Below are 24,044 nucleotides of genomic sequence, written 5' to 3'. Positions count from 1 at the left end.
AGGTCTACTATGGACTTTAATTTAACCGAAGATCAGCAAGCATTTGCTGAAACAGCCCGTCAGTTTGCAGAGTCTGAACTTGCTCCACATGCTGCTAAGTGGGACCAAGAACACATTTTTCCTAAAGACACCATTAAAGCAGCCGGTGAGCTAGGCTTTTGTGGTTTATATACCCCTGAAGAAGCGGGCGGCTTAGGTTTATCTCGCCTAGATTCAAGCATTATCTTTGAGCAGCTTGCCATGGGTTGTACCGCAACAACCGCTATGTTGACCATTCATAATATGGCAACCTGGATGATTGCAAGCTTTGGTACTGAGGAAGTAAAAGCTCAATACTGTGAACAATTAGTAATGGGTGAGTTACTTGCGTCTTACTGTTTAACAGAGCCAGGCTCTGGCTCTGATGCTGCATCGCTAAAAACCAAAGCGGTTAAAGAGGGCGATGAGTATGTGATCTCAGGCTCTAAGATGTTTATCTCAGGTGCTGGTGAAACTGATTTACTTGTAGTTATGGCACGCACTGGTGGTGAAGGCGCTGCCGGTATTTCGGCATTTGTTGTACCTGCAGACGCAGCAGGTATCGAATACGGTAAAGCTGAAGAAAAAATGGGCTGGAATGCACAGCCTACACGTTTAATTAGCTTCGAAGGTGTGAGAATTCCTGCGGCTAACTTATTAGGTCAAGAAGGCGAAGGCTTTAAGTTTGCAATGCAAGGCTTAGATGGTGGCCGAATTAATATTGCTACCTGTTCATTAGGTACAGCACAAGCAGCTCTTAATACTGCTCGCGAATACTTAAAAGAACGTGAGCAATTTGGTAAACCATTAGCTGCTTTCCAAGCACTGCAATTTAAGATTGCCGATATGAACACTGAGCTTGTTGCTGCTCGTCAAATGGTGCGCTTAGCCGCATTTAAACTAGATACCGGTGACAGTGAAAAAACCACTTACTGTGCGATGGCTAAACGTTTTGCTACAGATGTTGGTTTTAAAGTCTGTGACGACGCACTACAAATTCACGGTGGTTATGGTTACATCAAAGAATACCCATTAGAGCGTCATTTCAGAGACGTCCGTGTGCATCAAATTCTTGAAGGCACAAACGAAATCATGCGCGTGATTATCGCACGTCGTATCTTAGCTGAGTCAGCTGGCGACATTCTATAAGGAGCAACCTATGTCTAATCCATCGATTGATTTAAATATTGAAGGTAACGTAGCGGTTTTAACTATGAATAACCCGCCAGCGAATACCTGGACACAAGATACATTAACCGCGCTTAAAGACACTGTAACTGAGCTAAATGCTAACAAAAATGTCTATGCATTAGTGATTACAGGCCAAGGTGAAAAGTTCTTTAGCGCAGGTGCTGATTTAAACGTGTTTGCCAGCGGTGATAAAGGCGTTGCTGCCACTATGTCAAAAGTGTTTGGTGATGCATTTGAAGCACTAACCAATTTCCGTGGTGTATCAATTGCGGCAATTAATGGTTATGCCATGGGTGGTGGTCTTGAAGTGGCCCTTGCTTGTGATATTCGTATAGCTGAAGAGCAAGCTCAAATGGCACTGCCTGAAGCGAAAGTTGGCTTACTGCCTTGTGCTGGCGGTACGCAAAACCTTGCATGGCTTGTTGGTGAGGGCTGGGCAAAACGCATGATCTTATGTGGCGAGCGCCTAAAAGCAGACAAAGCTCGCGAAATTGGCCTTGTTGAAGAAGTGGTTGGCACTGGTGAGAGTTTAGCTGCAGCAATGAAACTTGCTAACCAAGTTGGCGAGCAAAGCCCAGTTGCTGTGACGGCATGTAAAGAGCTTATTCAAAAAGGTCGCACACAACCTATGGCTCATGCGTTGCCATTAGAGCGTGAGTTATTTGTACAATTGTTTGATACGAAAGACCAAAAAGAAGGCGTGAATGCGTTCTTAGAAAAGCGTAAAGCAAATTGGGTAAATGGCTAATGACTAACGTAACACTACTAAATCATCAAGATGCGCCTGTGGTGTTTGAAACTGCAGAGGCCGAGAGTGGCCTTATTGCAATTGCGACACTCAATGCACCTAAGTCGTTAAACGCTTTAAATTACGACATGATCCAACTGCTTGAGCCTCAGCTTAGAAAATGGGCTGACGATGACGCCGTTGCCATGGTCATTCTAAAAGGGGCTGGCGAAAAAGCATTTTGTGCCGGTGGCGATGTAGTAAGCCTGCATAAAGCAATGAGCACAGGTGAGCCAGCTAACTACATTGAAGACTTTTTTACCCTTGAGTACAAATTAGACTACCTAATTCACTGCTATGAAAAGCCAATATTACTTTGGGGTAATGGCATTGTTATGGGGGGCGGCCTTGGCTTAATGGCTGGGGCAAGTCACCGAGTGGTAACAGAAACATCGCGTATTGCAATGCCTGAGCTAACCATTGGTTTATACCCAGATGTTGGCGGCAGTTATTTCTTACATAAAATGCCTGAGCAAGTGGGTCTATTCTTAGGGTTAACTGCGGCGTCTATCAATGCTGAAGATGCCTTGTTTGTTAATCTTGCTGATCACTATGCAACAGCAGATAAATATGACGCTATTTTAACGGCTATCACCGCTGAAAAGTGGGGCAAAACAGCCTCATTAAACCACGAAAAGCTGACAAATATTCTAATCTCTATTGATAATATTTCAGGCCGTGTTCCTAAAGGCAATGTAAAAGATAACTTAGCGGTTATTCAAAAGCTGGCTGAGTTTGATTCATTGCAGGGGAAAATTGACTACATTCAAGCTTTACAAACTGAAGACAAATGGCTTACTCGTGCGCAAAAGTCATTAGCGCATGGTTGTCCGCTTAGTTGTGCGCTTGTTGAACGTCAATTAGCTAATTCAAAAGAGATGACGTTAGCAGATTGCTTCAAAATGGAGTTAGGCATGTCGGTTCGCTGTGGCGAAGTAGGCGAGTTCCAAGAAGGCGTTCGTGCGCTACTAATCGACAAAGACGTTGCACCAAACTGGCAGTTTAAATCGATTAGCGATATCGACGAAACAGTTGTGGATAGCTTCTTTACAGCACGCTGGGATGAGCAATCTCACCCACTTAACTCATTAACGTCATCTTAAGTCCAAGGGGTAAGCAAATGGCTAAATTAACAATAGGATTTATTGGTTTAGGCAACATGGGTGGCCCAATGGCGGCAAACCTTGTCAATGCAGGTCATACAGTTCGTGTCTTTGACTTAAATAAAGCGGCGGTCAGTGAGCTTGCCGATAAAGGTGCAATTGCTGCTACCGATGCAGCTGAGTGTGCTATTGGCGCTGATATTTTTATCAGTATGCTACCAGCAAGCAAACACGTTAAGTCGCTTTACTTAGGCGAAACCGGTCTTATCAACTTACTTGATAGCAAAACTTTAGTGATTGACTGCTCAACCATTGATGCAGAATCAGCGCGTCAAGTGGGTAGTGAACTTGCTCAAAAAGGCATTGATTTTGTTGATGCACCGGTATCAGGTGGTGTAGCAGGTGCAACAGCGGGTACTTTAACCTTTATCGTCGGTGGTGAGCAAAGCCACTTTGAAAAAGCCAAGCTGGCTTTAGTAGATATGGGTAAAAATATCTTCCATGCTGGTGATATTGGTGCAGGCCAAGTCGCAAAAATCTGTAACAACATGCTGCTCAGCATTTTAATGGCAGGTACTAGCGAAGCACTACAAATGGGAATTAACAACGGGCTTGATCCAAAAGTGTTAAGTGACATTATGAGCGCAAGCTCTGGTCGTAACTGGACACTTGAGCTTTACAACCCATGCCCTGGTGTAATGGAAACAGCACCAGCAAGTAATGATTATAAACCGGGCTTTATGGTTGATTTAATGGCGAAAGACTTAGGTCTTGCTATGGAAGCGGCTCAGCAAAGTAATTCATCTACCCCAATGGGGTCAATGGCGAAGAATCTATACACTATGCTTCAGCATCAAGGTGCGGGTAGTGATGATTTTAGTGCTATTTTTAAATTATTCTCGAAGTAGGAGATTGTTGTGGAAATTAAAAACAACAACATCGTAATTACCGGTGGTGCGCAAGGTTTAGGCTTTGCTATGGCCGAGAAATTTGCATCCCTTGGCGCGAACATCGCCCTTATCGATATGCAACAAGATGTACTAGATACTGCAGTATCAGCGCTTGCCAAGCATGGCACAAAAGTCATGGCGTATGCTGCTAATGTTACAGATGAAGACGCTGTAGTAGCAACGTTTAACACGATTAACAAAGACTTTGGCCATATCGGCGTGTTAATTAATAACGCAGGTATCTTACGCGATGGTATGTTTATCAAAGCAAAAGAAGGCAAAGTGGTAGATAAAATGTCGCTGGCTCAATTTCAATCTGTGATTGATGTGAACCTAACTGGTGTATTCTTAGCAGGACGTGAAGCTGCGAGTCACATGATTGAGTCTGGCAAAGGCGGCGTTATCGTTAATATGTCGAGTGTTGCTCGTGCAGGTAATATTGGCCAAACAAACTATGCTGCGTCTAAAGCCGGTGTTGTTGCGATGACAACGGGTTGGGCGAAAGAACTAGGTCGCTTTGGTATCCGTGTTGGTGCAATCGCACCAGGTGTTATTCGCACAGCAATGACAGATGCAATGAAACCAGAAGCAAAACAACGCATGATGGCGGTAACGCCAGTGGGTCGTTTTGGTGAAGCAGATGAAATTGCTCAAACAGCACAATACATTGTAGAGAACGACTTTTTTACAGGTCGTGTTGTTGAAATTGATGGCGGTATCCGCCTTTAGTTTTAAATGGTAACCCTTTACCCATTGAAAGTACCAAAACGGTAAGCCTAGCTTGCCGTTTTTTTATTTTTAAAGTATTTTAAATTCATAATAATAAGGAGATTTGTTATGAACACTGATGGCATTACAGTATCAATGAGCAAGGGAATTAAAGCCAACTTCAAACTGGGTGAACATTTAATTGAATACTGGGGTTCTGCTTACTCAGGTAAAGAAGTTCTGAAAGTTGACGGTGAATTAATAGCAGAATCACGTAACTTTAAAACAAAATCTGTTCATAAATTTAATATTGATGGTAAAACCTGCCAATTAACAGTTTCAGTGACTTTATTCAGGAAGTTTTCTTCTACCATCACATTAGAGTGTGAGGGGGAGCTAGTTCACAGTTATCAACTCACATATGGTAAAACCCGACAAATTGCTTGGTATTTAAAAGCAATCCCATTTTTATTTGCAGGGGTTTTAGGCTGGTGTTTTGCCGCTGATATTCTTACCTTATTAGAGTTGGTTATCTTTTGTTGCTTAACCTTCGCAGTATCAGAACTGGTTATGAAAGATCAAGGCTGGATCATAGAAGAGCAAAAGCCTTGTAATTAACTGCCTAGCATTCAATAATTAAGCGGTTAAAAGCCGCTTAACTTTGAGAGATGCAGTGAATCCCAAACAAATCCGCAATTTTTATATCAATGAAGAGCAGTCTGTTTATTTGCTGTCTCACCATGATGCTAAAAAGCACCGTCAATGGCTTAACATTTGTATTAAACAGCTTACTTTGCTTGGTTACAGTGACGTTGAATTAATTGGTTCTGGTGCGTTTGGATTTGTTTTTGCCGGTGTTGATGATGAAGACCTACCTTGGGTATTTAAGTTTTCTCGGATAACCCTAGCGCAAAGTGTACGTGACCGTCTAGAAGACGAAGCGTACATGCTCTCGCAAGTTAATAATCCATTGGTGCCAAAATTTTATGCCTTTGAGCGTATTAAAAAGCAAGGCATTTTAATGATGGAGCGCGCTCTAGGTGAAGATTTAGAAAAAATCTCCATCAAACAAGGGCGTTTTAGCGCAGCAAAAGTCATGGCGCTGGCTCTTAGGTTACGTAATGTGCTGGTAGATTTACGCGAACACAAAAATGGCTTAAGCCCACAGCCTATTGTACATGGCGATATTAAACCCTCTAACATTGTTTATGATGAACAAACTAATAAGTTGTCGTTGGTAGACTGGGGCAGCTCTGTTTATGCACAAATAGATGCTGAAGGTAATCCGGTTGCTAGCAATTTTATGGATCTTATGTCTGCTGATATCAGCACCACTAATGCACGTATGGGTGATGTGTATTTTATTGGTGATGAGCAAATGTCGGGCGGGCAGTCATCGCCACGTTTTGATGAGCAAGGTGTTGCTTCAACTCTTTATGCACTGGCATCTGCACAATCTTGCCGATTTGGTGCGGCGGTTATTCCGGCTACAAGCCTGAATTTACCTATGGAGCTTGCCCGGGTTATTGACGGTATGCTTTCAAAAGATAAGGCAACCAGAGATGGCGCTGGTGATTATTTTATGCGAAACATGCCTACAATGGCTAAAGCTTACCTCCCTGAGCTGCCCCGTAAAGTCATTCGCCCTTATATCCCTTATTGGTTTAGTGAGTTTGATGAACACCCAGACACGGTTGTTTATAGCTCACGTAAGCAATTTTTAAGACAAGCCGACCATAATCAACAATTACTTGATGTAAACGATGCCCAGCTCGACAGATACTACAAAGAGTTTTTATTTGATACCGGCGACACCGAAAAAGCATTTTTGGCCTCAATAAGCAGATTAGCAAAATACCCAGTAGTAGGGGGCCTTAGTTTTCACTGGAAAGAAAACTCACTGTTTGTTGAATCTTCCCTTATTTTGCATGATGAAACGCTTGGCACTGCGTTTACCGATGCGATTAACAACACGGTAATGTTAGCACAGGGGATTGAACAAAAAGGTCTCTTTAAATGTTGCTTGTTTGATGCGCGTAAAACCATTCAGCTCGAGCGCGATGGAACAGGTGCTTTTAAATTTGAACAATTGCCTGAGCTTGATTATGAAGTAATGGATGTACAAGCCTCAGACGTAACCAGACCGCATTCGTACTTTGAAGATGGTAAAGACCCTGATGAGCAATTACAGCTCCCGAAAAAGGTCATAAAGTGCGTATTTGAACTTAACCAAATTCACCACACAGGTTGTATCATTTTCGAAGCCTTACCTGATAGGATGAAAATACACCATTACTATCGTCTGCTAGATGCCAGTAAAGAACCAGAATTTAAACGTTTATTAAGTAAGCTCATGCAATACGCGGTTAATATCACAGATGTGGGTGTAGCAGGATTTATGAAGCTACCTTACAAGAATACTCGTGAATTTGATTTGTGTACTAAACAGCCCGATGAGTTTTATCCGCGAGACCCAAAAAGAGCTAAATGCTAAAAGCTGACTAAATTAAAGCAGTAAGGAGAATAACAAACATGGACTACACCCCAAATTATAAAAATTATTCATTGAATGAGCTTCTAGATGCTCAAAAATATATTGATAAAGATAGCTTCCCACAAAGAGCACAAGAGTTAGAATTAGAGATAGCAAATAAAATAAAAGACCCAGAAATAAAAGCAGAGTTTGAAGAGCTAGAAACGAGTAAAAGGTATGCTACTTTTTGGCCTCGTTTTTGGGCCGCGATTATTGATGGTTTAATATTTACAGCATTACTTTATATTGAATGCTTACTCTTTGGCGTTGAATACTCTAACCAAAACATGGTTTTACAAGCCGTTAATGGCGTTCAGTATATTGGCTACGTTGTTTTTATGCATGGGTTTTATGGCCAAACTCTTGGTAAGATGGTGATGGATGTTAAAGTCCTCGATCATGACACTGAAACAGATATTAATCTTAAACAATCGGTTCGCCGAGAATCTGTAAATATTGCTATTAACTCATCTTGGATACTACTACTTTTATCTATTTCAATATCGTTACAACAACTAGGTAGCATACATGAGTTTTTAACTTATTTAATTATGGGTTTGAGTTCTTTAGCTACAGTATGGGCATTGTCAGAATTTATAACTATGCTGTTTAATGAAAAGCGTCGTGCAATACATGACTTCATAGGTAAAACGGTTGTTGTTAGGTTGTAATAAGGAGCGCGACTATGTCAATCCCAATAAAAATACCTGAATTACCAAATGATATTGGCGATGTTAAGGTAGCAAATGTTCATGTAGATGTTGGCGATATTGTTTTAGTTAATTCCCCCCTCTTTGATATAGAAACAGATAAAACAATATTAGAAATTCAAGCGTCTGAAGCAGGTGAAATTAGTGAATTTAAGGTTAAAGCTGGGGATTATGTTACTGCTAACCAAGTAGTTGGGATGATGTTACCTGATGAAAACGCTGAAATTAGATTTGTTCACTCTACACCGAAGGAAAATGCTACTTCTAAAGTAAACACCTCAGATAAAAAGAGTAAGAACCATCAAGTTCAACATTATTGGCTGCTAGTTCTTTTTTTTGTGGCTATTGTAGGTATTATTTATACAAGTTTGTAACTGAGAAGATGATGTTATTTGGCTTTTAACAGGTGTATTTAAAGCTAAACAATGACCAAATGATAATTAATGGAATCTTTATTTTAAAGAGAACTCTGAGTTAATAAGTAAAACCTTAAAATGAAAAATTCAATAACCTGCTAAATAGCAGGTTATTAAAGGGGCAGCCTTACTTATGCTCTTCAATGATCTCAGTGATCCCTTCAGCAGAAAGTATTTCTATCCAATAACCATCTGGGTCTTTAATAAAGGCTAAGCCTTTCATTGAGCCATCGTCTGGTTTTTTGACAAACTCAACATCATATTTTGCAAAACGCTCGCATGCTGCGTACACATCTGGCACGCTAATACCGATATGACCAAAGCCTTTTGGTTCATCATTACCACTATGGTAACCTGTAAAACTGTCGTCATTTTCTGTGCCCCAATTATGTGTAAGCTCGATAAGAGCAGGGCGGCGAAATACCCACTGTGCTTTTTCTTTATCGCTGCCTGTTGGCATGTCTTGCTCATAACCTAAAAAGTACAGCGTAAACTCCATTTTAGGGAAGTCATATTTACCAAGTAACTTCATACCTAAAACATTTTGATAGAAATCTAAAGAAGGCTTTGGATCTTTAATGCGCAACATTGTCTGTTGCATTACATAACCTTGCGTAGCGGTTGCGATTTGTTCAGGTGATTCGTTGTAGTTAGACATACACATCCTTTTTAGCTGATATTTCTGGTAATGTAATTAGTCTAACATATTCACGTTACCCTTAAATTAATAACAAATATTTTTGATGTGCTAAGACAAATCTTCAGTTCTTAATTTGCTAACCCAAATAAAAACCGCCCAAACAGGCGGCTTATTTCATCTTACAGCTCAAAGCTTAAAAATCAATTACCCCAAGGATTACTCGCACTTGAACGTTGTTTTCTAGCTCGAGCAAGTTGTTTAGCTTCTTTTTTAGCGTGAATGCGTTTGGCGTCGGTAAAACTTAACTCACACGGTTCACCTGGTTTTTGATCAGCAGGGATCACGCGATCGCGTGGCGGTAATTCGTAGTTGACATTGTCTGGGCGTGGTAAGTTTTTAAGACGATACAAATAAAAGTTCTCGACTTTTTCTTGAGCCCATTGGGTTTTACGTAAAAACTTAACCGCAGATTTAACATCTGGATTATTCTTAAAGCAGTTCAAACGCATATAGGCGTGGAGTAATTCCCAGCCATATTGTTCGACAAGTTCTGTGACGACTTGCTCGATACCAACACCTTGTAGCGGGTTATTGCTGAAAATTTCTTTATTACTCATATCATGCTCTTGTTTATTGTTTACGTAATTAGTTAATTATAATTTGAAAGATCTAATTTAGATACCGCTTATCAATTTGATATACGAACCATTTTAAAAGTTTACATGTTTACCTTATATGGGTAATCTATGCGCTTGAATTGGCATGAGGCTAATTTATTAAATTGATTAAGGAATCTATAAATGGGACTTTTTGATAAGATCAAAACACAAGCTAATACAATTGGAACAAATATTAGTGAATCAACCTCTAAACTAACCAGTGATATCTCTACTGCGTCGAAAGAAAAATCAAAGCTTTCAGCGATTAATTCTGAAATTACTTCAATTAACGGGCAACTAAATATTGCTTACCAAGACATTGGTAAAAAGTATGTATCTAATTTAGTCGATAATAAGGGTGAAAATGTTGAAGCTGTTCTAAAAGATACACTTGACAGAATAGAGCCTCTTTTAGAGAAAAAAATAGAGCTTGAGAAAGAAGCAGTAGAAATTGAGAAAAAATTAAAAGATCAGATAATTCTACAAGAAAAAGCAATTTTTCAACGTGAGTTTGATGAAGAAAAAGAAAAGCTAGAGAAAGCTGTGAAACTGGATGTATTAACAGAAAAAGAGATGCAGGATAAATTAGCTAGAGCTCAGCTTAAATTGGATAATTTTGATAATATTCGTAAAGTTAAAAAACAGTACGATATGCAATTAATTTCAAAGGAAGAACTAAACGAAAAGCTTGCGGCGTTTGGTGTTTAAATTCTTTTTTTTAAAAAAGGCTCTAAGGTGTTTAGAGCCTTTAAATCTATTACTTACAATTAACTACTACACGGCCGCGTATTTCACCTTTTAATAGGGCTTCTGCATTTGCAACGGCGTCAGAAAGCGGGACTTCTTGTGAAATAGTATCTAGGTACTGCGCCTCAACTAACTCACTTAAACGTTGCCATGCTTCAATTCGGTCAGCTTTAGGGCGCATTACACTATCAATACCCATTAGGCTAATGCCACGAAGGATAAACGGCGCTACCGTTGCCGGAAAGTCCATACCTTGTGCTAAACCACAGGCTGTTACAACACCACCGTATTTAATCGATGCACACACATTTGCAAGGGTGTGGCTACCCACAGAATCAATTGCACCAGCGAATTGCTCTTTAGCCAGTGGTTTACCAGGTGCTGAGAATTCATCGCGAGATAAAACACGTTTTGCGCCTAATTTTTCAAGATGATCTGCTTCGTTCATGCGGCCTGTTGTGGCAACAACATCAAAGCCAAGCTTATTAAGTAAATAGATAGCAAAACTGCCCACGCCGCCATTGGCTCCAGTGACCAGAATTTCACCGCTTTGAGGCGTGATCCCTTGTTTTTCTAAAGCGATAATACTAAGCATTGCGGTATACCCCGCAGTACCAATTTGCATTGCTTGTTTTGGTGTTAAATTAGCGGGAAGGGGGATAAGCCAATCTGCACTCATAGATGCTTTTGCACTTAAACCACCGAGGTATTTCTCACCAACACCAAAGCCATTTAACAAGACTTTATCACCTACTTTAAATTCATCACTTTTAGACTCAGTCACTGTGCCTGCAAGGTCAATACCTGGGATCATTGGAAATGTTCTTACCACAGGGCCTTTACCCGTAATCGCTAAAGCATCTTTGTAATTCAAAGTGCTGTAGTCAACATCAATATTTACATCGTGCTGGTGGATGCTCTCTACAGGAAAGTCTGTGTATTCGGCACGATAGCCTTGATCATCTTTGTTGATAACTACCGATTTTACTGATGTTGTCATGTTGACTCCTTTTAGACCGATCGTCTTTTAATGGTTAAAATAAAACCGTATTAAAACGGCTTTATAAAATTAAGCGTAAAAATTGTGCTGTATAAAGGGTAAGCGGTTCACTTGATTTATCAAGTTTAGAGCGCATCACTGCGCCTTCCCAGCCAATCCAGAAGAACTCAGCAAGCATTTTACAATCTGATGATTGAGGTATTTGTTTTTGCTGCTTTGCGTCTATCAAGCAGTGTTCAATTAGAGCTTGCCAGCTGGTGTAAGCCTGCTTAATACGTACAATCATTGCTTCATTAAGGTAGCTGAGCTCTTGGTTTAAATTACCAATTAAGCAGCCGCGATTAAACTCAAACTTTGCCATGCCTTGTTTAGCGTCATTAGCAAACAGCACAATCCTTTCAAGAGGGGTTGTTGCATCGTTTGCTAGGTGGCGTTTTAACTTTGCCTGAAAATAGCTGTCGTAAGCATCAATGAGTGCCAAGCCGAAATCATTCTTACTTTTAAAGTAATGATAAAAAGAGCCCTTAGGTACTTGCGCTGATTTTAAGATTAAATCAATGCCGGTTGCGCTAAAGCCTTTTTCAGTTAATACGGCTAACCCTGTATTAATTAGTAGGGCACGCGTATCTGCATTTGAACGCGCTATTTTTGGTGGCCTGCCACGACGGCTCGGCACAGAGTTATTTGTTTCCATGATCACCATATTAGACCGATCGGTTTTTAATATGCAAGTAATAAATAGACTAAATTGTAATCATCACAAATTTGTCATGATTACAATTTAATTGGGAACTTTGTAGAAATAGGCTAGGTCACAAATATTGAAGCTAAAAGAGCTGTATCGTTTTTAGCTGAATTTAAGTGTATTAATAGATGGTTTTAGTTAAAGAGGTACGACCACCTAGTCATTTAAAATGTTAATTCATTTGAGCATCAGCACGTTAGTTATTGTCAATTTATTTAATTGCTTTTTGCTATTTGAATTTAACAGTTTTATTAACTATTCATTAAATGTAGATGTCAATTTCGCTACATATCTATAAATATAAAAGGTGAGGATATTACCTATGAAGAGACAGAAAAGAGATCGTTTAGAAAGAGCTCATTCTCAAGGTTATAAAGCAGGCTTGGCAGGCCGTTCCAAAGAACAATGCCCTTATCAACAAATAGACCCTAAATCAGAATGGTTAGGCGGCTGGCGAGAAGCCATTGAAAACCGAAATATGTTTAAAACTTAAAATAGGCACCTTATTTACGCAAAAAAGCCCCACTTCGGGGCTTTTTTGTATCTACACATTCATATTAGAATGCAGATGTATCTTGGAAAAGACCTACTTTAAGATCTTTTGCTTCATAGATTACGCGGCCATCTACTTCTACAGTACCATCAGCCATACCCATGAATAATTTACGTTTAATTACACGCTTCATGTCTAAACGATAAGTTACTTTTTTAGCTGTCGGTAAGATTTGACCTGTGAATTTAACTTCACCTACACCAAGTGCACGACCAAGACCTGGACCACCAGACCAACCAAGGAAGAAACCTACTAATTGCCACATAGCATCAAGACCAAGACAACCAGGCATTACTGGGTCACCTTTAAAGTGACAGTCGAAGAACCAAAGATCAGGGTTGATATCTAGTTCTGCAACGATTTGGCCTTTATCGTGCTCACCACCATCAGCAGTGATAGAGATAATGCGGTCCATCATTAACATGTTGTCACTTGGTAAACGACAGTTGCCTTCACCGAACATTTCACCTTGACCGCAAAGGACCAATTCTTCTTTTGTATAGCTGTTTTTAGGTTCCATAACTCTCATTCATCGCTTAGAAATTGCCCCGTACTTTAGCGTACACTTGTACGCTAAACAACTCGGAGCAGTTAATTATTTGCTATTTTTCGCTTGTTTTATGACCATTTAATTAAACTGTCGCTGATAAAGGGAGATAAAACCGCGCATTGTGAAGTAAAAATCATTATAATTGCTGTGATTCTTTAACCAGTCTAAAGGAAATTTATGATCCTTTTTGTAAACTCACTGACAGTGATTGATTTTTCTTACTTGTGTAATAAACGCGGCGCAGTTGGCGAGAGCTGGATTGTGGATTTAACTCTGCACGGTCAATTAAATGATGAGTCGATGGTGCTTGATTTTGGCTTAGTTAAAAAGCAAATCAAGGGCATTATTGATAACTGTATCGACCATAAACTTGCTGTGCCTGCCACACTAAACGGTTCACTAACACAGCATGCTGAGCACAGCGTGCTAGATTGTCATTTTGGTGATAATTATCACTTAGCTATGAGTGCTCCTAACCAAGCATATTGTTTAATCGATGCTGATGTTATTGATGAAAAGTCGGTAACCGAGTTTTTAATTAAAACAATTATGCCTGAGCTACCTAGCAACATTGAAAAGATTGAAATTACTTTATACCCAGAGCATAGCCAAAGTTTTTACTATCATTACAGCCATGGTCTTAAAAAGCACGATGGTAATTGTCAGCGTATTATTCATGGCCATCGCTCACAGATTGGTATTAGCCTTGATGGTATGGCTATGCCTCGCTTACAAAAAGAGTGGGCAGATAAATGGGAAGACATTTATCTAGCAACAGCTGAAGATGAAATCAATAAATCAGACCTCAAGCATGTAACTGCACAAGAAAACGATGTGTGCTTTGCATATACATCACAGCAAGGTTATTTTGAAATGGCGATAGACAAATCACGCTGCGACATTTTACCTTGCGATACTACGGTTGAGTGCATTGCAGACTATTTAAGTTCACAAGTTAAAAACCAATACCCTGATTCAGAAGTTAAAATTACAGCTTACGAAGGGGTTGGTAAGGGGTCAATCAGTTATGCGTAAAGGATTACTAATAGCTGCATTTGCAGGATTGTTTTCTTTTACTGCAAGTGCTGTTGAATTAAAAGGACATTTAACTCAAGGCGGTTTAGTAACAGGCCAAATTGAAGGCGCTAAAAGTGTTAGCTTCAATGGTGAGTCTCTTAAGCTTTCAACAAATGGTGAGTTTGTGTTCGGCTTTGGTCGTGATGCCAAGACAAATCATAGCCTTACTTGGGTTGATAGTGCGGGTGTAAGCCACGAACAAGCAATTGTGATCACTAAGCGTGATTACAAAATTGACAAAATCACCGGTGTTGCAAAAAAATATGTCTCGCCACCTAAAGAAGTGTCTGAGCGTATTAGCCGTGAAGCTGTTGCCGTACGCAAAGCGAGGCAAGTCAATTCTGACCTACGGTACTTTTTAGATCCTGTTTATAAGCCTGCAACGGGCCGTATTTCAGGTGTTTATGGTAGCCAGCGTTACTTTAATGGTGAGCCTCGCCGCCCGCACTTTGGTTTAGACATTGCCAATAAAACGGGTAGTCCAGTGTATGCACCAGTAAGCGGCACAGTTGTTTTTGCTGATGCTGACTTATATTACTCTGGTGGAACCTTGATTCTTGACCACGGCCATGGTGTTACCTCTACTTATATTCATTTAAGCAAATTAGATGTAAAAGTAGGGGATGAAATTAAGCGTGGCGATAAAATTGCCGAGATCGGTGCAACCGGTCGCGTAACTGGCCCTCATTTAGACTGGCGTTTTAATTGGAAAAATGAACGCCTTGACCCTGCGCTAATGATGCAAGACACATTAGCTAATAAAAAGTAGAGACTATGACACAACCAATCGATCGTGACGCTATTATTGCAAAGCGTATTGCTGACTCAACAACGTCGGTAACAAAAACTGTTTTTCCTGGCCGCACTAATCACCACAATACTTTATTTGGCGGTGATGCGTTGGCTTGGATGGATGAAGTCGCGTTTATCGCTGCTACACGTTTTTGTCGTAAGCCACTTGTAACTATTTCGTCTGACCGTGTAGATTTTAAAGAAGCCATTCCAGCTGGTACATTTGCAGAGCTAATTTCTAAAGTGGTGCATGTAGGAAACACCAGCCTTAAAGTAGACGTTGAAATCTTTTTAGAAACAATGCACAAAGACGATAAGCATTTAGCTATTTCTGGTAGTTTCACGTTTGTAGCTGTTGATGATAATCACAGGCCAACACCGGTTGTTTGCGATAAAATGATCAACGGTTTCGAATAAAGCACGGCTATACCAATTCGCAATAAAACTTAATTAAGCGAATTGGTGTTAAACTTAAAAAATAAGTACCTGCGGGTATTTATTTTTACACATTAAAGAACACATCATACTAAATTTATGTAAATATTATCTCAGCAAAGATTAAGAAATAGGACTATAAGTAATCAGAGGGAGGGTGGCTATGCGTTTACTAATTCTGGTTCTTTATGGCGTTCTTTTATTTTTAGCTTTTAATCAATTAGATTCTTATATGCTGGATTTAATCGCAGCGCTAAGAGGTCAGTTAATTTTAGTTAGCTTTTTACTTGTAGGGTTATGCTATTTTTACAGTAAAAAGATGGCATCAAGCTTATTAGTTTTAAGTACAATTTTGACTTTAGTGCACTTTAAACCATACTCATCTAATCAGAGGGAGGTCGGTGATATTAAGGTTACACAAATAAACCTACAATATAGTAACCCTAACTTACAACAGATTATCTATAACCAAATGATAGAAGAGAAAAATGATATCCTGGTGTTATTAGAGTTTAATGATACACAGCGTCATGTTCTTGATAATCTCAACACAGAATATCATTTGTTTGGTTATGCTGAAGTTGAAGGCGCGCCTTTTGGTATAATCGTTATCTCAAAACTTCCGATTATCCAAAAACAAATTAAACGTTTTGATAATCCAAAACTAGGCTATGTAAAACTTAGTTTTTTGCATAATAACATTATGTTAAATAGCCTTGTTTTTCATCCTCCATCACCAAGAGATAGAACTCTATGGACGCAACGCAACTCTGTTTTAAGTAAAGTGCAAAACGAAATTAAAACTTTAGGAGGGAATTGGTTAATTGCAGGGGATTTTAACACGGTTCCATGGTCGCGCTATTTTATTGAAGCTGATAATAATTGCTTTGATCGTAGTGGATTTTATGTAACTTGGCCTTCTAAAATTCAATTTAATGGCTTACCAGTTTTAGGTCTTCCTATTGACCATTGCATTGCAAGTGAGAAAATTAGGCTAACTAATATTAATACTAGTTTCGTTAAAGGTAGCGACCACAGGTCGCTTACCTATGAAGTTAAACTATCTAAACAGTGAAGTTGTCTTAATTTACTATTTTCTATCAATATCTCTACTAACATACTTAATTCAAAATTATCCCAAGGCTTTGCCGTAATCATTGTTGCGACTTTATCTTTGACTGCATGCTTAGATGCTTCCATCTCTGCATAGCCAGTTAATAACATACGCGAACTGTAAGGTTTTACTGCCTTAATTTTCTCAAGTACAGCTAAACCACTCAAAGAAGGCATTAATAGATCACAAATTACCAGGTCAAGCGCATTTTGTTTCGCATATTCAATAGCTGCATAGGGATCACTGTAACAAACTACAGAATAGTTACTAATTAGCAGCCGTTTTAATGAGCGCAAAATTGCCTCATCATCATCAATTATTAATACAGTTTCTTTCATTAGCTTGCACCCAATAAGTGTTTTAGATCATAAAGAACATGTTTAAAATTTCGCTTATGAGGAAATAGCCAAAATGCCTTATTTGAATAGGATAGTGCTTTCGAGTAATTACCTAATTCTCTATAAAACTCACCATAACACTCACTTAAACGTGCTTTTATTTTCTTTAATTCTCCTTTTGTAACCCCGTATTGATTCCTGCGTATAATTTCAACCATTGCGGCTAATCGATTTTCTCTATTAGCAGTTATTGAGTTTGCTCGCATCAAGTAGTGCATTGCGCACAAAGAGCTGTAAGCTACATCACCTTGCTTAGCTATTTTTAACCAACAATCCAGATCTGTTGCGCTTGTTAATTTGTGATCAAATCCGCCTACGTCAATCAAAGCGGCACGTTTAACCATTACAGATGAAGTGCCAACAATGTTAGTTGTTATCATTTGACTTATTGGGTTTTTCAGCAAATGAAATTCTGTGTTCGTTCTATTGCTGTCGAATTCAGGCCAGTAGTCAAAACAGCTGATTATGTCTTCATTTTTTTCATTAAAGTGCATGTAGTCTGTAAAACTTAGTACGCACTCTGGATGCTCGTTATGAAAGGCTAACTGTTTAGCTAGTTTATCTTTTGACCAGTAATCGTCTGCATCTAAAAATGCAACATACTCTGAATTTGCTTGTGTGATGGCCAAGTTTCTTGCTGCCACGACACCTTTCCTATTTTGCGTAAATAAACGTACTTCTTTATTTGTTTTAGCGAGTTGTTGTAAGTAGTCTATGCTTCCGTCAGTAGACCCATCATCAACAATAATAATTTCAAAATTAACATCATTTTGTTGGTAAATACTGTTTATGCATGTCTCTAAATACTTGAGACAATTGTAATTAGGGATGATTACACTAACTTGAGTAGACATAAGATTACTCCAAAAACTTAAACATATTATTCTTGTAGTACGCAATTTAGAAGCCACTTTTATTAGCTCGATATTGGCTATAATTCTCTGATTTTTCTTTTTGTGCGTTGCATTTTGCAATTATTTATAGATTTGACGTCTCAAATTGAGAAAAGTACCCCATAAAAAGCAGGTATGGTTATTGCCCTTGTTTCTACATATATTTTAGTAGGAGCATTTTATGAAACACATCGCTATCTTAGTTCCGAGTTTCCCAGTTGCATCAGAAACATTTGTTGTCACAGAAATTAATGCACTTCTGAATGCTGGACATAAAGTGACGGTATTCACTTTTGAAAAAACCTCTGTGTTGATTAATTTATCAAGTGCAATAGAGGTCAAAGAGATTGAAAAGCCTGATTTTAAAAAAATACTTCCCGCAATGTTTAATGTTGTGAAACTCAGTAAAGCAATAAATACTGCAATCCAGTTTCGCTCGATATCTACACAATCTCTTATTGGCTATGGCTACAAAATTGCTCAGTACCTTAAAGTTGCCAAAATAGATCATTTGCACTGCCATTTTATGCATGGCCCTTTAGCGTATGGCATTGTTGCTGCGAAAATGGCAAATATCACTGTCTCTTCGATAGGGCATGGCCATGATGTTTATGTAAATAGTGCCGATTTAAACTCGAAATTAGCTTTATGTGATTTCTCTGTCGCTGTGTGTGAAGAAATGGCTATGCAGTTTAAAAAATGCGAAAAAAGTAACGTGAAATTACTTCACTGCGGTATCGATACTACAAAATTTAACCAAACACCTTCATCATTAAGTGAATCTGTAAGGTTAATTTTTATAGGTAGGCTAGTCGAAAAGAAAGGGCTTCAATTCTTATTACCAGCTCTTAAACATATGCCTAAAGAATTTGGTATTACTTTAGATATCGTTGGCGACGGTCCAATGATCAACGACCTAATGTATATGGCTGAAGAGCTTGGCGTAAGAAAGTCAGTCAGGTTTCTAGGTGAAAAACCTCATGCTTGGGTAAGTGAAAACCTAGTGAATTATTCAGCTTTGATTGCCCCATTTTGTGTCGCTAAAAATGGTGACCGAGATACAGGGCCACTGGTTTTAAAAGAGGCAATGGCATGTGGTTTACCTGTTCTAACAACCACTTTAATGGGTGCGAATGAAATTGTTACGCCTAATGTTGGCATGAAATGTATGCCTAGCAGTATCTCTGGTATTAGCAAGATGCTTTATAAATTTCATCAGTTGTCACCTCATAAACGCTATTTACTCGGCCAAAATGCAAAACAACATGTTAATCAGCACTACAATGCATTTAACCAGGCTAAACAACTATCAAAGTGGGTTGAAGCTTTGTAAGGAACAGTTATGAGTAATCTAAAACAAATAGGTTATTTTGCCGTCGCAGTATTATCAGTAAAAGGACTAGGCTTTTTATTGCTACCAATTAGCACACGATTCTTAAGTCAAGTAGAGTTTGGTCAGTTAAATTTTCTAGTAACTGTTTCTGCGCTGTGTTCGCTTATTTTATCAATAGGCTTACCAGAGCTTTTACTTAAACAACAGTACAATACTCATACTGAAAAACTTGCTCTGTTTCGTGACGCGGTAATAACAACCTTTATATTTAGTTTACTCTTTGCAGGTTGTTCTTTGATTTTTTCTGAGCAAATAGCACATCAGTTACCGGCCAAAGTTGATCCTCTAGATTTAAGGCTATTAATTGTTAACCTTGTACTATCGGCGCTAATTGGTATTCCGTACATTTATTACCGCTTGACTAATAATGCGAGAACATATTGTTATTTATGCATTTCTCATGCTTTAGTCCAAACAACATTAACGATTACCTTACTATTTTTAGGTTTCAGTATTACTGGAGTTATGGTGTCGGGGGTAGTGAGTAGTTTACTTATTGTATGTATTAGCTATTTTGATATTTTAAAGGTTATTAATGTAAGTTATTCAGAGTTTTCTTGGCGAATACAAGGGAAACAGACTGTTTTTATCATTTCTATTGTTATCTCTAGTTTATTTATTTATGCCGGAAACGGCGCTGAAAATTGGTTTATAGTTGCAAACTTTGATGAGACATTGTTAGCGAATTACTACGTGGCGGCGCAGTTTGCAGTATTAACTTCGTTTACGTTTGAGCCTATACGCCTTTGGTGGTTTGCTAAACGTTTTAGCCTAGTTAAAAACAATAAATCTGAATACGAAAGTAAAGCCATTCTCTGTTTGAATGTTGGTTTAGCGCTTTGCGTAGTGATGTCTGTTCTTGCTCCAATCACTTTAAATTTAGTGTTACCTGATAATTACCACGGCAACGAGCACTGGTTAGTATTGTTAATTGTTGTGGTTGCTATTAGGCACCATAGCGATATTTTGAATATTGGTTGTTATACGCATAAGAATGGGATCTCGGTACCCATTGTTAATTTTTTAACTGCATTAGTCGGTCTGAGCCTTTTATATCTTCTGGTGCCAATGTTTGCTGTAGAAGGAGCGATTTTATCTTTAATTATTATGCAGAGCTTTAAACTGTTATGTTTTTACTTAACTAGCCAAAAATTTGTTCCGCTAACTTTTAAACTATCTTCACTTGCTCCTAGTTGGCTTGCTTTATTGATCATAGCGGGTATTTCGTTTATGCCTGGCAATTTAATTCTACAATTAGGTGTCCTGTTAACGTACATTTTTGTATTTATTAATCAGTACAAGAGCATCATTTTACGAGTTATCAAAAAAACGGTAGAGGAGCGTAAATATGCTCAATTACTATAAGCAAAATCAACTTGTAATAAATGGTATTGTTGTCACCGTACTGGTTATTTCGACTTACTCGCTACTAGGTCCTATCGCCGTTTTTGCTTTATTACTACTTCCTTTTGCAGCGTTTACAGCAGTGAAAGTCAGTGTTGCATTTATTATCTTATTTATTCTTTTTAGTTATTTTAGGCTACACGAAGCATTTCCTGTTTTGATGCCATTAAAAATTCCTAAGCTCTTGGCATTAGCATCTCTTTTAGGGATTGCATGGCATCTATTTATTTCGCAGAAATTAAAGCCTCATTGGCATACAAATCACCTTATATTTTTTGCTTGGTTTATTTGGTTAACTATTTGCGTATTCAGTGCGGCTAACCGTGGTTTAGCGCTTGAGTATTGGTCAGGTGTGTTGATTAAAGTGCTCATAATGGTGTTTGCAATTTCATGGTGGATGACTTCTCTACAACATTTTAATGTTATCCGCATTGGCATTATGATTTCAGGCTCAGCCATCGCGCTTGTAGCCTTAAGTAATAAAATGAATGGGATCGGTCTTGTTGAAGGAACTCGTGTGACTATTTCGCGAGAACTTCGCTCACAACTCGGTGACCCGAATGATTTATCACTTGTCATGATGTTCCCAGTGTCTTTTCTTGCAGCTGAAGTTTTTGATAGTAGCGCCCATAAAATAAGACGTTTTATAGCACTCATCTGTCTAATAGTTGCGATTAGTGGCGTTATTGCTACTCAAAGTCGTGGGGGATTACTGGGAATTGCGGCAGTATTAAGCTTTTTTATCTATCAAAAAATTAAAAATCCAATCATTGTTGGTTGTATAGGTGCTGTCGGAATGCTCGCGATGATTGTTTTTGCAGGGATATCAGATAGACAAAGTGGTGGTGCTCATGAAGATGGTGTCGATGAGTCTGCAATGGGCCGTATCTATGCTTGGCATGCGGCAATTAACATGGCGCTGTCTAATCCATTGACTGGGGTAGGTGTAAATAATTTTGTCGCGAATTATTTTTTCTATAGTCCACATTGGGATGGCAAGAATCATGCAGTACACAGTACATGGTTTCAAGTACTTGGCGAAACAGGCATTGTTGGGATGTTCATATTCATTGCCCTGATCACATGTATTTACCGAAGTTTAAACCGTGTTTTCTTGATAAATAAACAGCTTAACGATGAAAAAATAGCAGTGAATGCGAAAGCACTTAAAGGCGGGCTGATAGGCTTTATGGTGTCAGGAACCTTTTTAACTCAAGCTTTTACTTGGCCTATATACATCATCTTGGCGTTAACTATTGCTCTTGAAAAGCTTGTTATAGATAAACAAAAGGAAAGGCATTATGACTGAGAATTTAAAACAGTGGTTAAAATCAAGTGACAGTCCTTTTGCAAAGTCACTTTTTCAAATTGCAAAACTCATTCGCAATCCGCAAATGTTTGTAATACCAGGTTTCCATGCATGCCTATACAAACTGCATTTACTTGTTAAAACAATTTTCAGTGAACTATTACGTATCTTCTATTTTACGCCAATTTTTAAAAGCCAAATTAAAGGTTCAAAACGTAATTTATATCTTTATTCTGGTATGCCACAAATTTTAGGGCAGCTAGATATAACGTGCCAAGATAATTCTCGTATTAGTGGTATTAGCACTTTTTGTGGTCGTAGTCATGGGTTAAACAAATCGCAACTTATCATTGGTAACAATGTCGATATTGGTTGGCAAAACTCATTCTCTGTGGCTGGTAAAATTGTTCTGCAAGATGATGTTAGGCTTGCTGGACGGGTTTTTCTAGCTGGTTTTCCAGGCCATCCTTTAAACTCGCAAAGGCGCGCTTTAGGTGAGCCTGATGATGATTCGCAAGTCGGAGACATCATTATAGAGCAAGGGGCTTGGGTTGGAACGGGGGTGACAATCCTTGCTGGCGTAACAGTAGGAAAGGGCGCAATAGTTGCTGCAAGTAGTGTTGTTACAAAAGATGTACCTGCAAATACGATCGTGGCTGGAAACCCTGCAAAAGTTGTTAAGAAGCTGGAGTCAGAGTCATGAAATTTATCGTTTTTGGTGAAGATTGGCAAAGCCATCCAAGCAGTACTCAACATATCTTTAAAGAATTAGCGAAAAGCCATGATATTGTATGGATAAATTCAATCGGTATGCGAAAGCCAACAATAAAGTTGCTTGATGTAAAAAGAGTTTTTTACAAACTAAAATCGTTAGTGTTGAAAAAGAGGCATACTGAAGAATCTGCAGACAAGCACAGCAAACTTAAAGATCATACTTTGCCGATTTTACCTTGGCATGACAATAAGCTTGTAAAAGCATTTAATAAATGGATTTTTAATAAAAAGCCTTTTGTTGATAATGAACCAATTATCTATTGGGTTAGTGTTCCTACTGCCATATACCTTATTAATTTACGTCCCATAGACAAGATTGTTTATTATTGTGGCGATGACTTTTCGGCTTTAGCGGGTGTTGATCATTTAATGGTTGAACCACTAGAGAGAGAGCTTATTCTTAAAGCCGACCTCATTTATGTAGTAAGTGAATTTCTTTCTAGCAAAATGCCAAAGCATAAAGTTAAGCTGTTATCTCATGGTGTTGACTTTGATTTATTTAATAATAAAAAGCAGAAGGCAGTTGAACTTAGTAATATAAATAAACCGGTTATTGGCTTTTATGGTTCTTTAAATGCGTGGCTCGACAAAGAGCTTTTGCAAAAACTGGCACTTGAACGGCCTCAATACCAAATAATGTTAATTGGTAACATTATTGAAAACTTTGATTCATTATTATCCCTTAACAATGTGTCCCATGTACCCGCAGTAGAGCACCATAAACTTGCTACTTTTTCTCAACATTGGCATGTCTCGATTCTCCCATTTGTTGATAACGCGCAAATTAGAGCATGCGATCCGCTTAAACTTAAGGAGTATCTAGCGACAGGAACCCCCATTGTTTCAACTAATTTTGCTGCAGTGAGACCCTATCAAGAGGCTGTGCTGATCGCAGACTCTATGAATGCCTTCATTGAGCGTGTGGACTATGCCATTAGCATAAGCGATGAGCAAAAGCTTAATTGGCGACAAACTCAAGCTGATTACGCAAAAAATCACAGTTGGCAAGTTAAGGCGCTACAAATAAGTGATGAACTAGGGCTTGGTTAACTTCATCTATTAAAAGCTGCATTAACGCAGCTTTTTTTATTTTTGGAACAAGATCTGCAACAGAATAACTAATTGAAATTATCGCAATTTATTTT

The 24,044-nt window shown here is 38.7% G+C and carries 27 protein-coding genes; 20 read left to right on the top strand and 7 right to left on the bottom strand.

What is annotated here, in order from left to right; all coding sequences use genetic code 11:
• The first annotated feature begins 9 nt into the window (after positions 1-9).
• From JIG37_RS14100 to JIG37_RS14060, 9 genes are all read left to right on the top strand, one after another.
• Complete coding sequence (locus JIG37_RS14100) at positions 10-1,167, top strand: acyl-CoA dehydrogenase family protein (protein WP_138602212.1); 1,158 nt, start codon at positions 10-12, stop codon at positions 1,165-1,167.
• A 10-nt stretch (positions 1,168-1,177) separates the two neighbouring features.
• Positions 1,178-1,957 (top strand): enoyl-CoA hydratase, encoded by a 780-nt coding sequence (locus tag JIG37_RS14095; protein WP_054553807.1) that lies wholly within the window; start codon positions 1,178-1,180, stop codon positions 1,955-1,957.
• Positions 1,957-3,099: an enoyl-CoA hydratase/isomerase family protein gene (locus tag JIG37_RS14090; protein ID WP_199529640.1), complete on the top strand. Its 1,143-nt coding sequence runs from the start codon at positions 1,957-1,959 to the stop codon at positions 3,097-3,099. The genes JIG37_RS14095 and JIG37_RS14090 overlap by 1 nt, the downstream gene beginning before the upstream one ends.
• A gap of 17 nt (positions 3,100-3,116) precedes the next feature.
• Positions 3,117-4,007 carry a 3-hydroxyisobutyrate dehydrogenase gene (gene mmsB / locus JIG37_RS14085; protein WP_199529639.1) on the top strand — a complete coding sequence of 297 codons (891 nt, stop codon included), beginning with the start codon at positions 3,117-3,119 and terminating at the stop codon, positions 4,005-4,007.
• Between the two features lie 9 nt (positions 4,008-4,016).
• Positions 4,017-4,778 (top strand): SDR family oxidoreductase, encoded by a 762-nt coding sequence (locus JIG37_RS14080; RefSeq protein WP_054553810.1) that lies wholly within the window; start codon positions 4,017-4,019, stop codon positions 4,776-4,778.
• A 108-nt stretch (positions 4,779-4,886) separates the two neighbouring features.
• Positions 4,887-5,375 carry a hypothetical protein gene (locus JIG37_RS14075; RefSeq protein ID WP_199529638.1) on the top strand — a complete coding sequence of 163 codons (489 nt, stop codon included), beginning with the start codon at positions 4,887-4,889 and terminating at the stop codon, positions 5,373-5,375.
• Between the two features lie 55 nt (positions 5,376-5,430).
• Positions 5,431-7,251: a serine/threonine protein kinase gene (locus JIG37_RS14070; protein ID WP_199529637.1), complete on the top strand. Its 1,821-nt coding sequence runs from the start codon at positions 5,431-5,433 to the stop codon at positions 7,249-7,251.
• A 38-nt stretch (positions 7,252-7,289) separates the two neighbouring features.
• A complete protein-coding gene (locus JIG37_RS14065) occupies positions 7,290-7,961 on the top strand; it encodes an RDD family protein (RefSeq protein ID WP_194441478.1) in 672 nt (223 codons plus the stop codon).
• Positions 7,962-7,975: 14 nt separating this feature from the next.
• Positions 7,976-8,374, top strand: coding sequence for a biotin/lipoyl-containing protein (locus JIG37_RS14060; RefSeq protein ID WP_054553813.1), 399 nt, complete (start codon positions 7,976-7,978; stop codon positions 8,372-8,374).
• A gap of 169 nt (positions 8,375-8,543) precedes the next feature.
• Here JIG37_RS14060 and gloA read toward each other — a convergent pair whose 3' ends face one another.
• Complete coding sequence (gene gloA / locus JIG37_RS14055; RefSeq protein ID WP_054553814.1) at positions 8,544-9,074, bottom strand: lactoylglutathione lyase; 531 nt, start codon at positions 9,072-9,074, stop codon at positions 8,544-8,546.
• Between the two features lie 182 nt (positions 9,075-9,256).
• On the bottom strand, positions 9,257-9,673 hold the full coding sequence (locus JIG37_RS14050) for a VF530 family DNA-binding protein (protein WP_063705328.1): 417 nt from the start codon (positions 9,671-9,673) through the stop codon (positions 9,257-9,259).
• Positions 9,674-9,856: 183 nt separating this feature from the next.
• Between JIG37_RS14050 and JIG37_RS14045 the strand changes: the two genes are divergently transcribed.
• Positions 9,857-10,423, top strand: a complete 567-nt coding sequence (locus tag JIG37_RS14045) for a hypothetical protein (RefSeq protein ID WP_054553816.1) — start codon at positions 9,857-9,859, stop codon at positions 10,421-10,423.
• 49 nt (positions 10,424-10,472) lie between these two features.
• Here JIG37_RS14045 and JIG37_RS14040 read toward each other — a convergent pair whose 3' ends face one another.
• Positions 10,473-11,462, bottom strand: coding sequence for an MDR family oxidoreductase (locus JIG37_RS14040; protein WP_199529636.1), 990 nt, complete (start codon positions 11,460-11,462; stop codon positions 10,473-10,475).
• Positions 11,463-11,523: 61 nt separating this feature from the next.
• Positions 11,524-12,156: a TetR/AcrR family transcriptional regulator gene (locus tag JIG37_RS14035; protein ID WP_199529635.1), complete on the bottom strand. Its 633-nt coding sequence runs from the start codon at positions 12,154-12,156 to the stop codon at positions 11,524-11,526.
• A gap of 373 nt (positions 12,157-12,529) precedes the next feature.
• On the opposite strand from JIG37_RS14035, the gene rmf reads away from it, so the two are divergent.
• Entirely contained in the window at positions 12,530-12,700 is a 171-nt protein-coding gene (gene rmf / locus JIG37_RS14030; protein ID WP_036968408.1) for a ribosome modulation factor, read from the top strand.
• 64 nt (positions 12,701-12,764) lie between these two features.
• Here the strand turns inward: rmf and fabA are convergent, their stop codons facing one another.
• Positions 12,765-13,280, bottom strand: coding sequence for a bifunctional 3-hydroxydecanoyl-ACP dehydratase/trans-2-decenoyl-ACP isomerase (gene fabA / locus JIG37_RS14025; protein ID WP_199529634.1), 516 nt, complete (start codon positions 13,278-13,280; stop codon positions 12,765-12,767).
• Positions 13,281-13,487: 207 nt separating this feature from the next.
• On the opposite strand from fabA, the gene JIG37_RS14020 reads away from it, so the two are divergent.
• The 4 genes from JIG37_RS14020 to JIG37_RS14005 all read left to right on the top strand — a co-directional run bounded on the left by JIG37_RS14020 (position 13,488) and on the right by JIG37_RS14005 (position 16,689).
• Complete coding sequence (locus tag JIG37_RS14020) at positions 13,488-14,345, top strand: 6-carboxytetrahydropterin synthase (RefSeq protein ID WP_194441473.1); 858 nt, start codon at positions 13,488-13,490, stop codon at positions 14,343-14,345.
• Positions 14,338-15,156 carry a M23 family metallopeptidase gene (locus JIG37_RS14015; protein WP_199529633.1) on the top strand — a complete coding sequence of 273 codons (819 nt, stop codon included), beginning with the start codon at positions 14,338-14,340 and terminating at the stop codon, positions 15,154-15,156. The genes JIG37_RS14020 and JIG37_RS14015 overlap by 8 nt, the downstream gene beginning before the upstream one ends.
• Before the next feature lie 5 nt (positions 15,157-15,161).
• Entirely contained in the window at positions 15,162-15,596 is a 435-nt protein-coding gene (locus JIG37_RS14010) for an acyl-CoA thioesterase (RefSeq protein ID WP_138602233.1), read from the top strand.
• A 181-nt stretch (positions 15,597-15,777) separates the two neighbouring features.
• On the top strand, positions 15,778-16,689 hold the full coding sequence (locus JIG37_RS14005) for an endonuclease/exonuclease/phosphatase family protein (protein WP_199529632.1): 912 nt from the start codon (positions 15,778-15,780) through the stop codon (positions 16,687-16,689).
• Here the strand turns inward: JIG37_RS14005 and JIG37_RS14000 are convergent.
• Complete coding sequence (locus JIG37_RS14000; protein WP_054553824.1) at positions 16,662-17,066, bottom strand: response regulator; 405 nt, start codon at positions 17,064-17,066, stop codon at positions 16,662-16,664. The genes JIG37_RS14005 and JIG37_RS14000 overlap by 28 nt on opposite strands.
• A complete protein-coding gene (locus JIG37_RS13995) occupies positions 17,066-17,980 on the bottom strand; it encodes a glycosyltransferase family A protein (RefSeq protein ID WP_138617714.1) in 915 nt (304 codons plus the stop codon). Before JIG37_RS13995 ends, JIG37_RS14000 begins: the two co-directional genes overlap by 1 nt.
• Positions 17,981-18,200: 220 nt before the next feature.
• Here JIG37_RS13995 and JIG37_RS13990 point away from each other — a divergent pair, with 220 nt between their 5' ends.
• From JIG37_RS13990 to JIG37_RS13970, 5 genes are read left to right on the top strand one after another with little or no spacing between them, the layout of a single operon-like run.
• On the top strand, positions 18,201-19,352 hold the full coding sequence (locus JIG37_RS13990; RefSeq protein WP_199529631.1) for a glycosyltransferase: 1,152 nt from the start codon (positions 18,201-18,203) through the stop codon (positions 19,350-19,352).
• 9 nt (positions 19,353-19,361) lie between these two features.
• On the top strand, positions 19,362-20,777 hold the full coding sequence (locus JIG37_RS13985) for an oligosaccharide flippase family protein (RefSeq protein ID WP_199529630.1): 1,416 nt from the start codon (positions 19,362-19,364) through the stop codon (positions 20,775-20,777).
• Positions 20,761-22,125: an O-antigen ligase family protein gene (locus JIG37_RS13980; RefSeq protein WP_054553828.1), complete on the top strand. Its 1,365-nt coding sequence runs from the start codon at positions 20,761-20,763 to the stop codon at positions 22,123-22,125. Before JIG37_RS13985 ends, JIG37_RS13980 begins: the two co-directional genes overlap by 17 nt.
• Entirely contained in the window at positions 22,118-22,828 is a 711-nt protein-coding gene (locus JIG37_RS13975) for an acyltransferase (protein ID WP_199529629.1), read from the top strand. The genes JIG37_RS13980 and JIG37_RS13975 overlap by 8 nt, the downstream gene beginning before the upstream one ends.
• Positions 22,825-23,949 carry a glycosyltransferase gene (locus tag JIG37_RS13970; protein ID WP_187489607.1) on the top strand — a complete coding sequence of 375 codons (1,125 nt, stop codon included), beginning with the start codon at positions 22,825-22,827 and terminating at the stop codon, positions 23,947-23,949. The genes JIG37_RS13975 and JIG37_RS13970 overlap by 4 nt, the downstream gene beginning before the upstream one ends.
• The last annotated feature ends 95 nt before the right edge of the window (positions 23,950-24,044 follow it).

The sequence above is a fragment of the Pseudoalteromonas sp. bablab_jr010 genome (assembly GCF_016464105.1).
Taxonomy (GTDB): Bacteria; Pseudomonadota; Gammaproteobacteria; order Enterobacterales; family Alteromonadaceae; genus Pseudoalteromonas; species Pseudoalteromonas simplex.
The sequence above is the reverse complement of the archived record's forward strand: the minus strand, read 5'-3'. Positions and strand labels throughout refer to the sequence as shown.

What these genes read in the sequence shown, in the direction of transcription:
- JIG37_RS14100 (WP_138602212.1), top strand. Translation starts at nt 10, where the DNA reads ATGGACTTTAATTTAACCGAAGATCAGCAAGCATTTGCTGAAACAGCC.
- JIG37_RS14095 (WP_054553807.1), top strand. Translation starts at nt 1,178, where the DNA reads ATGTCTAATCCATCGATTGATTTAAATATTGAAGGTAACGTAGCGGTT.
- JIG37_RS14090 (WP_199529640.1), top strand. Translation starts at nt 1,957, where the DNA reads ATGACTAACGTAACACTACTAAATCATCAAGATGCGCCTGTGGTGTTT.
- mmsB (WP_199529639.1), top strand. Translation starts at nt 3,117, where the DNA reads ATGGCTAAATTAACAATAGGATTTATTGGTTTAGGCAACATGGGTGGC.
- JIG37_RS14075 (WP_199529638.1), top strand. Translation starts at nt 4,887, where the DNA reads ATGAACACTGATGGCATTACAGTATCAATGAGCAAGGGAATTAAAGCC.
- JIG37_RS14065 (WP_194441478.1), top strand. Translation starts at nt 7,290, where the DNA reads ATGGACTACACCCCAAATTATAAAAATTATTCATTGAATGAGCTTCTA.
- JIG37_RS14060 (WP_054553813.1), top strand. Translation starts at nt 7,976, where the DNA reads ATGTCAATCCCAATAAAAATACCTGAATTACCAAATGATATTGGCGAT.
- gloA (WP_054553814.1), bottom strand. Translation starts at nt 9,074, where the DNA reads ATGTCTAACTACAACGAATCACCTGAACAAATCGCAACCGCTACGCAA.
- JIG37_RS14050 (WP_063705328.1), bottom strand. Translation starts at nt 9,673, where the DNA reads ATGAGTAATAAAGAAATTTTCAGCAATAACCCGCTACAAGGTGTTGGT.
- JIG37_RS14045 (WP_054553816.1), top strand. Translation starts at nt 9,857, where the DNA reads ATGGGACTTTTTGATAAGATCAAAACACAAGCTAATACAATTGGAACA.
- JIG37_RS14040 (WP_199529636.1), bottom strand. Translation starts at nt 11,462, where the DNA reads ATGACAACATCAGTAAAATCGGTAGTTATCAACAAAGATGATCAAGGC.
- JIG37_RS14035 (WP_199529635.1), bottom strand. Translation starts at nt 12,156, where the DNA reads ATGGAAACAAATAACTCTGTGCCGAGCCGTCGTGGCAGGCCACCAAAA.
- rmf (WP_036968408.1), top strand. Translation starts at nt 12,530, where the DNA reads ATGAAGAGACAGAAAAGAGATCGTTTAGAAAGAGCTCATTCTCAAGGT.
- fabA (WP_199529634.1), bottom strand. Translation starts at nt 13,280, where the DNA reads ATGGAACCTAAAAACAGCTATACAAAAGAAGAATTGGTCCTTTGCGGT.
- JIG37_RS14020 (WP_194441473.1), top strand. Translation starts at nt 13,488, where the DNA reads ATGATCCTTTTTGTAAACTCACTGACAGTGATTGATTTTTCTTACTTG.
- JIG37_RS14015 (WP_199529633.1), top strand. Translation starts at nt 14,338, where the DNA reads ATGCGTAAAGGATTACTAATAGCTGCATTTGCAGGATTGTTTTCTTTT.
- JIG37_RS14010 (WP_138602233.1), top strand. Translation starts at nt 15,162, where the DNA reads ATGACACAACCAATCGATCGTGACGCTATTATTGCAAAGCGTATTGCT.
- JIG37_RS14005 (WP_199529632.1), top strand. Translation starts at nt 15,778, where the DNA reads ATGCGTTTACTAATTCTGGTTCTTTATGGCGTTCTTTTATTTTTAGCT.
- JIG37_RS14000 (WP_054553824.1), bottom strand. Translation starts at nt 17,066, where the DNA reads ATGAAAGAAACTGTATTAATAATTGATGATGATGAGGCAATTTTGCGC.
- JIG37_RS13995 (WP_138617714.1), bottom strand. Translation starts at nt 17,980, where the DNA reads ATGTCTACTCAAGTTAGTGTAATCATCCCTAATTACAATTGTCTCAAG.
- JIG37_RS13990 (WP_199529631.1), top strand. Translation starts at nt 18,201, where the DNA reads ATGAAACACATCGCTATCTTAGTTCCGAGTTTCCCAGTTGCATCAGAA.
- JIG37_RS13985 (WP_199529630.1), top strand. Translation starts at nt 19,362, where the DNA reads ATGAGTAATCTAAAACAAATAGGTTATTTTGCCGTCGCAGTATTATCA.
- JIG37_RS13980 (WP_054553828.1), top strand. Translation starts at nt 20,761, where the DNA reads ATGCTCAATTACTATAAGCAAAATCAACTTGTAATAAATGGTATTGTT.
- JIG37_RS13975 (WP_199529629.1), top strand. Translation starts at nt 22,118, where the DNA reads ATGACTGAGAATTTAAAACAGTGGTTAAAATCAAGTGACAGTCCTTTT.
- JIG37_RS13970 (WP_187489607.1), top strand. Translation starts at nt 22,825, where the DNA reads ATGAAATTTATCGTTTTTGGTGAAGATTGGCAAAGCCATCCAAGCAGT.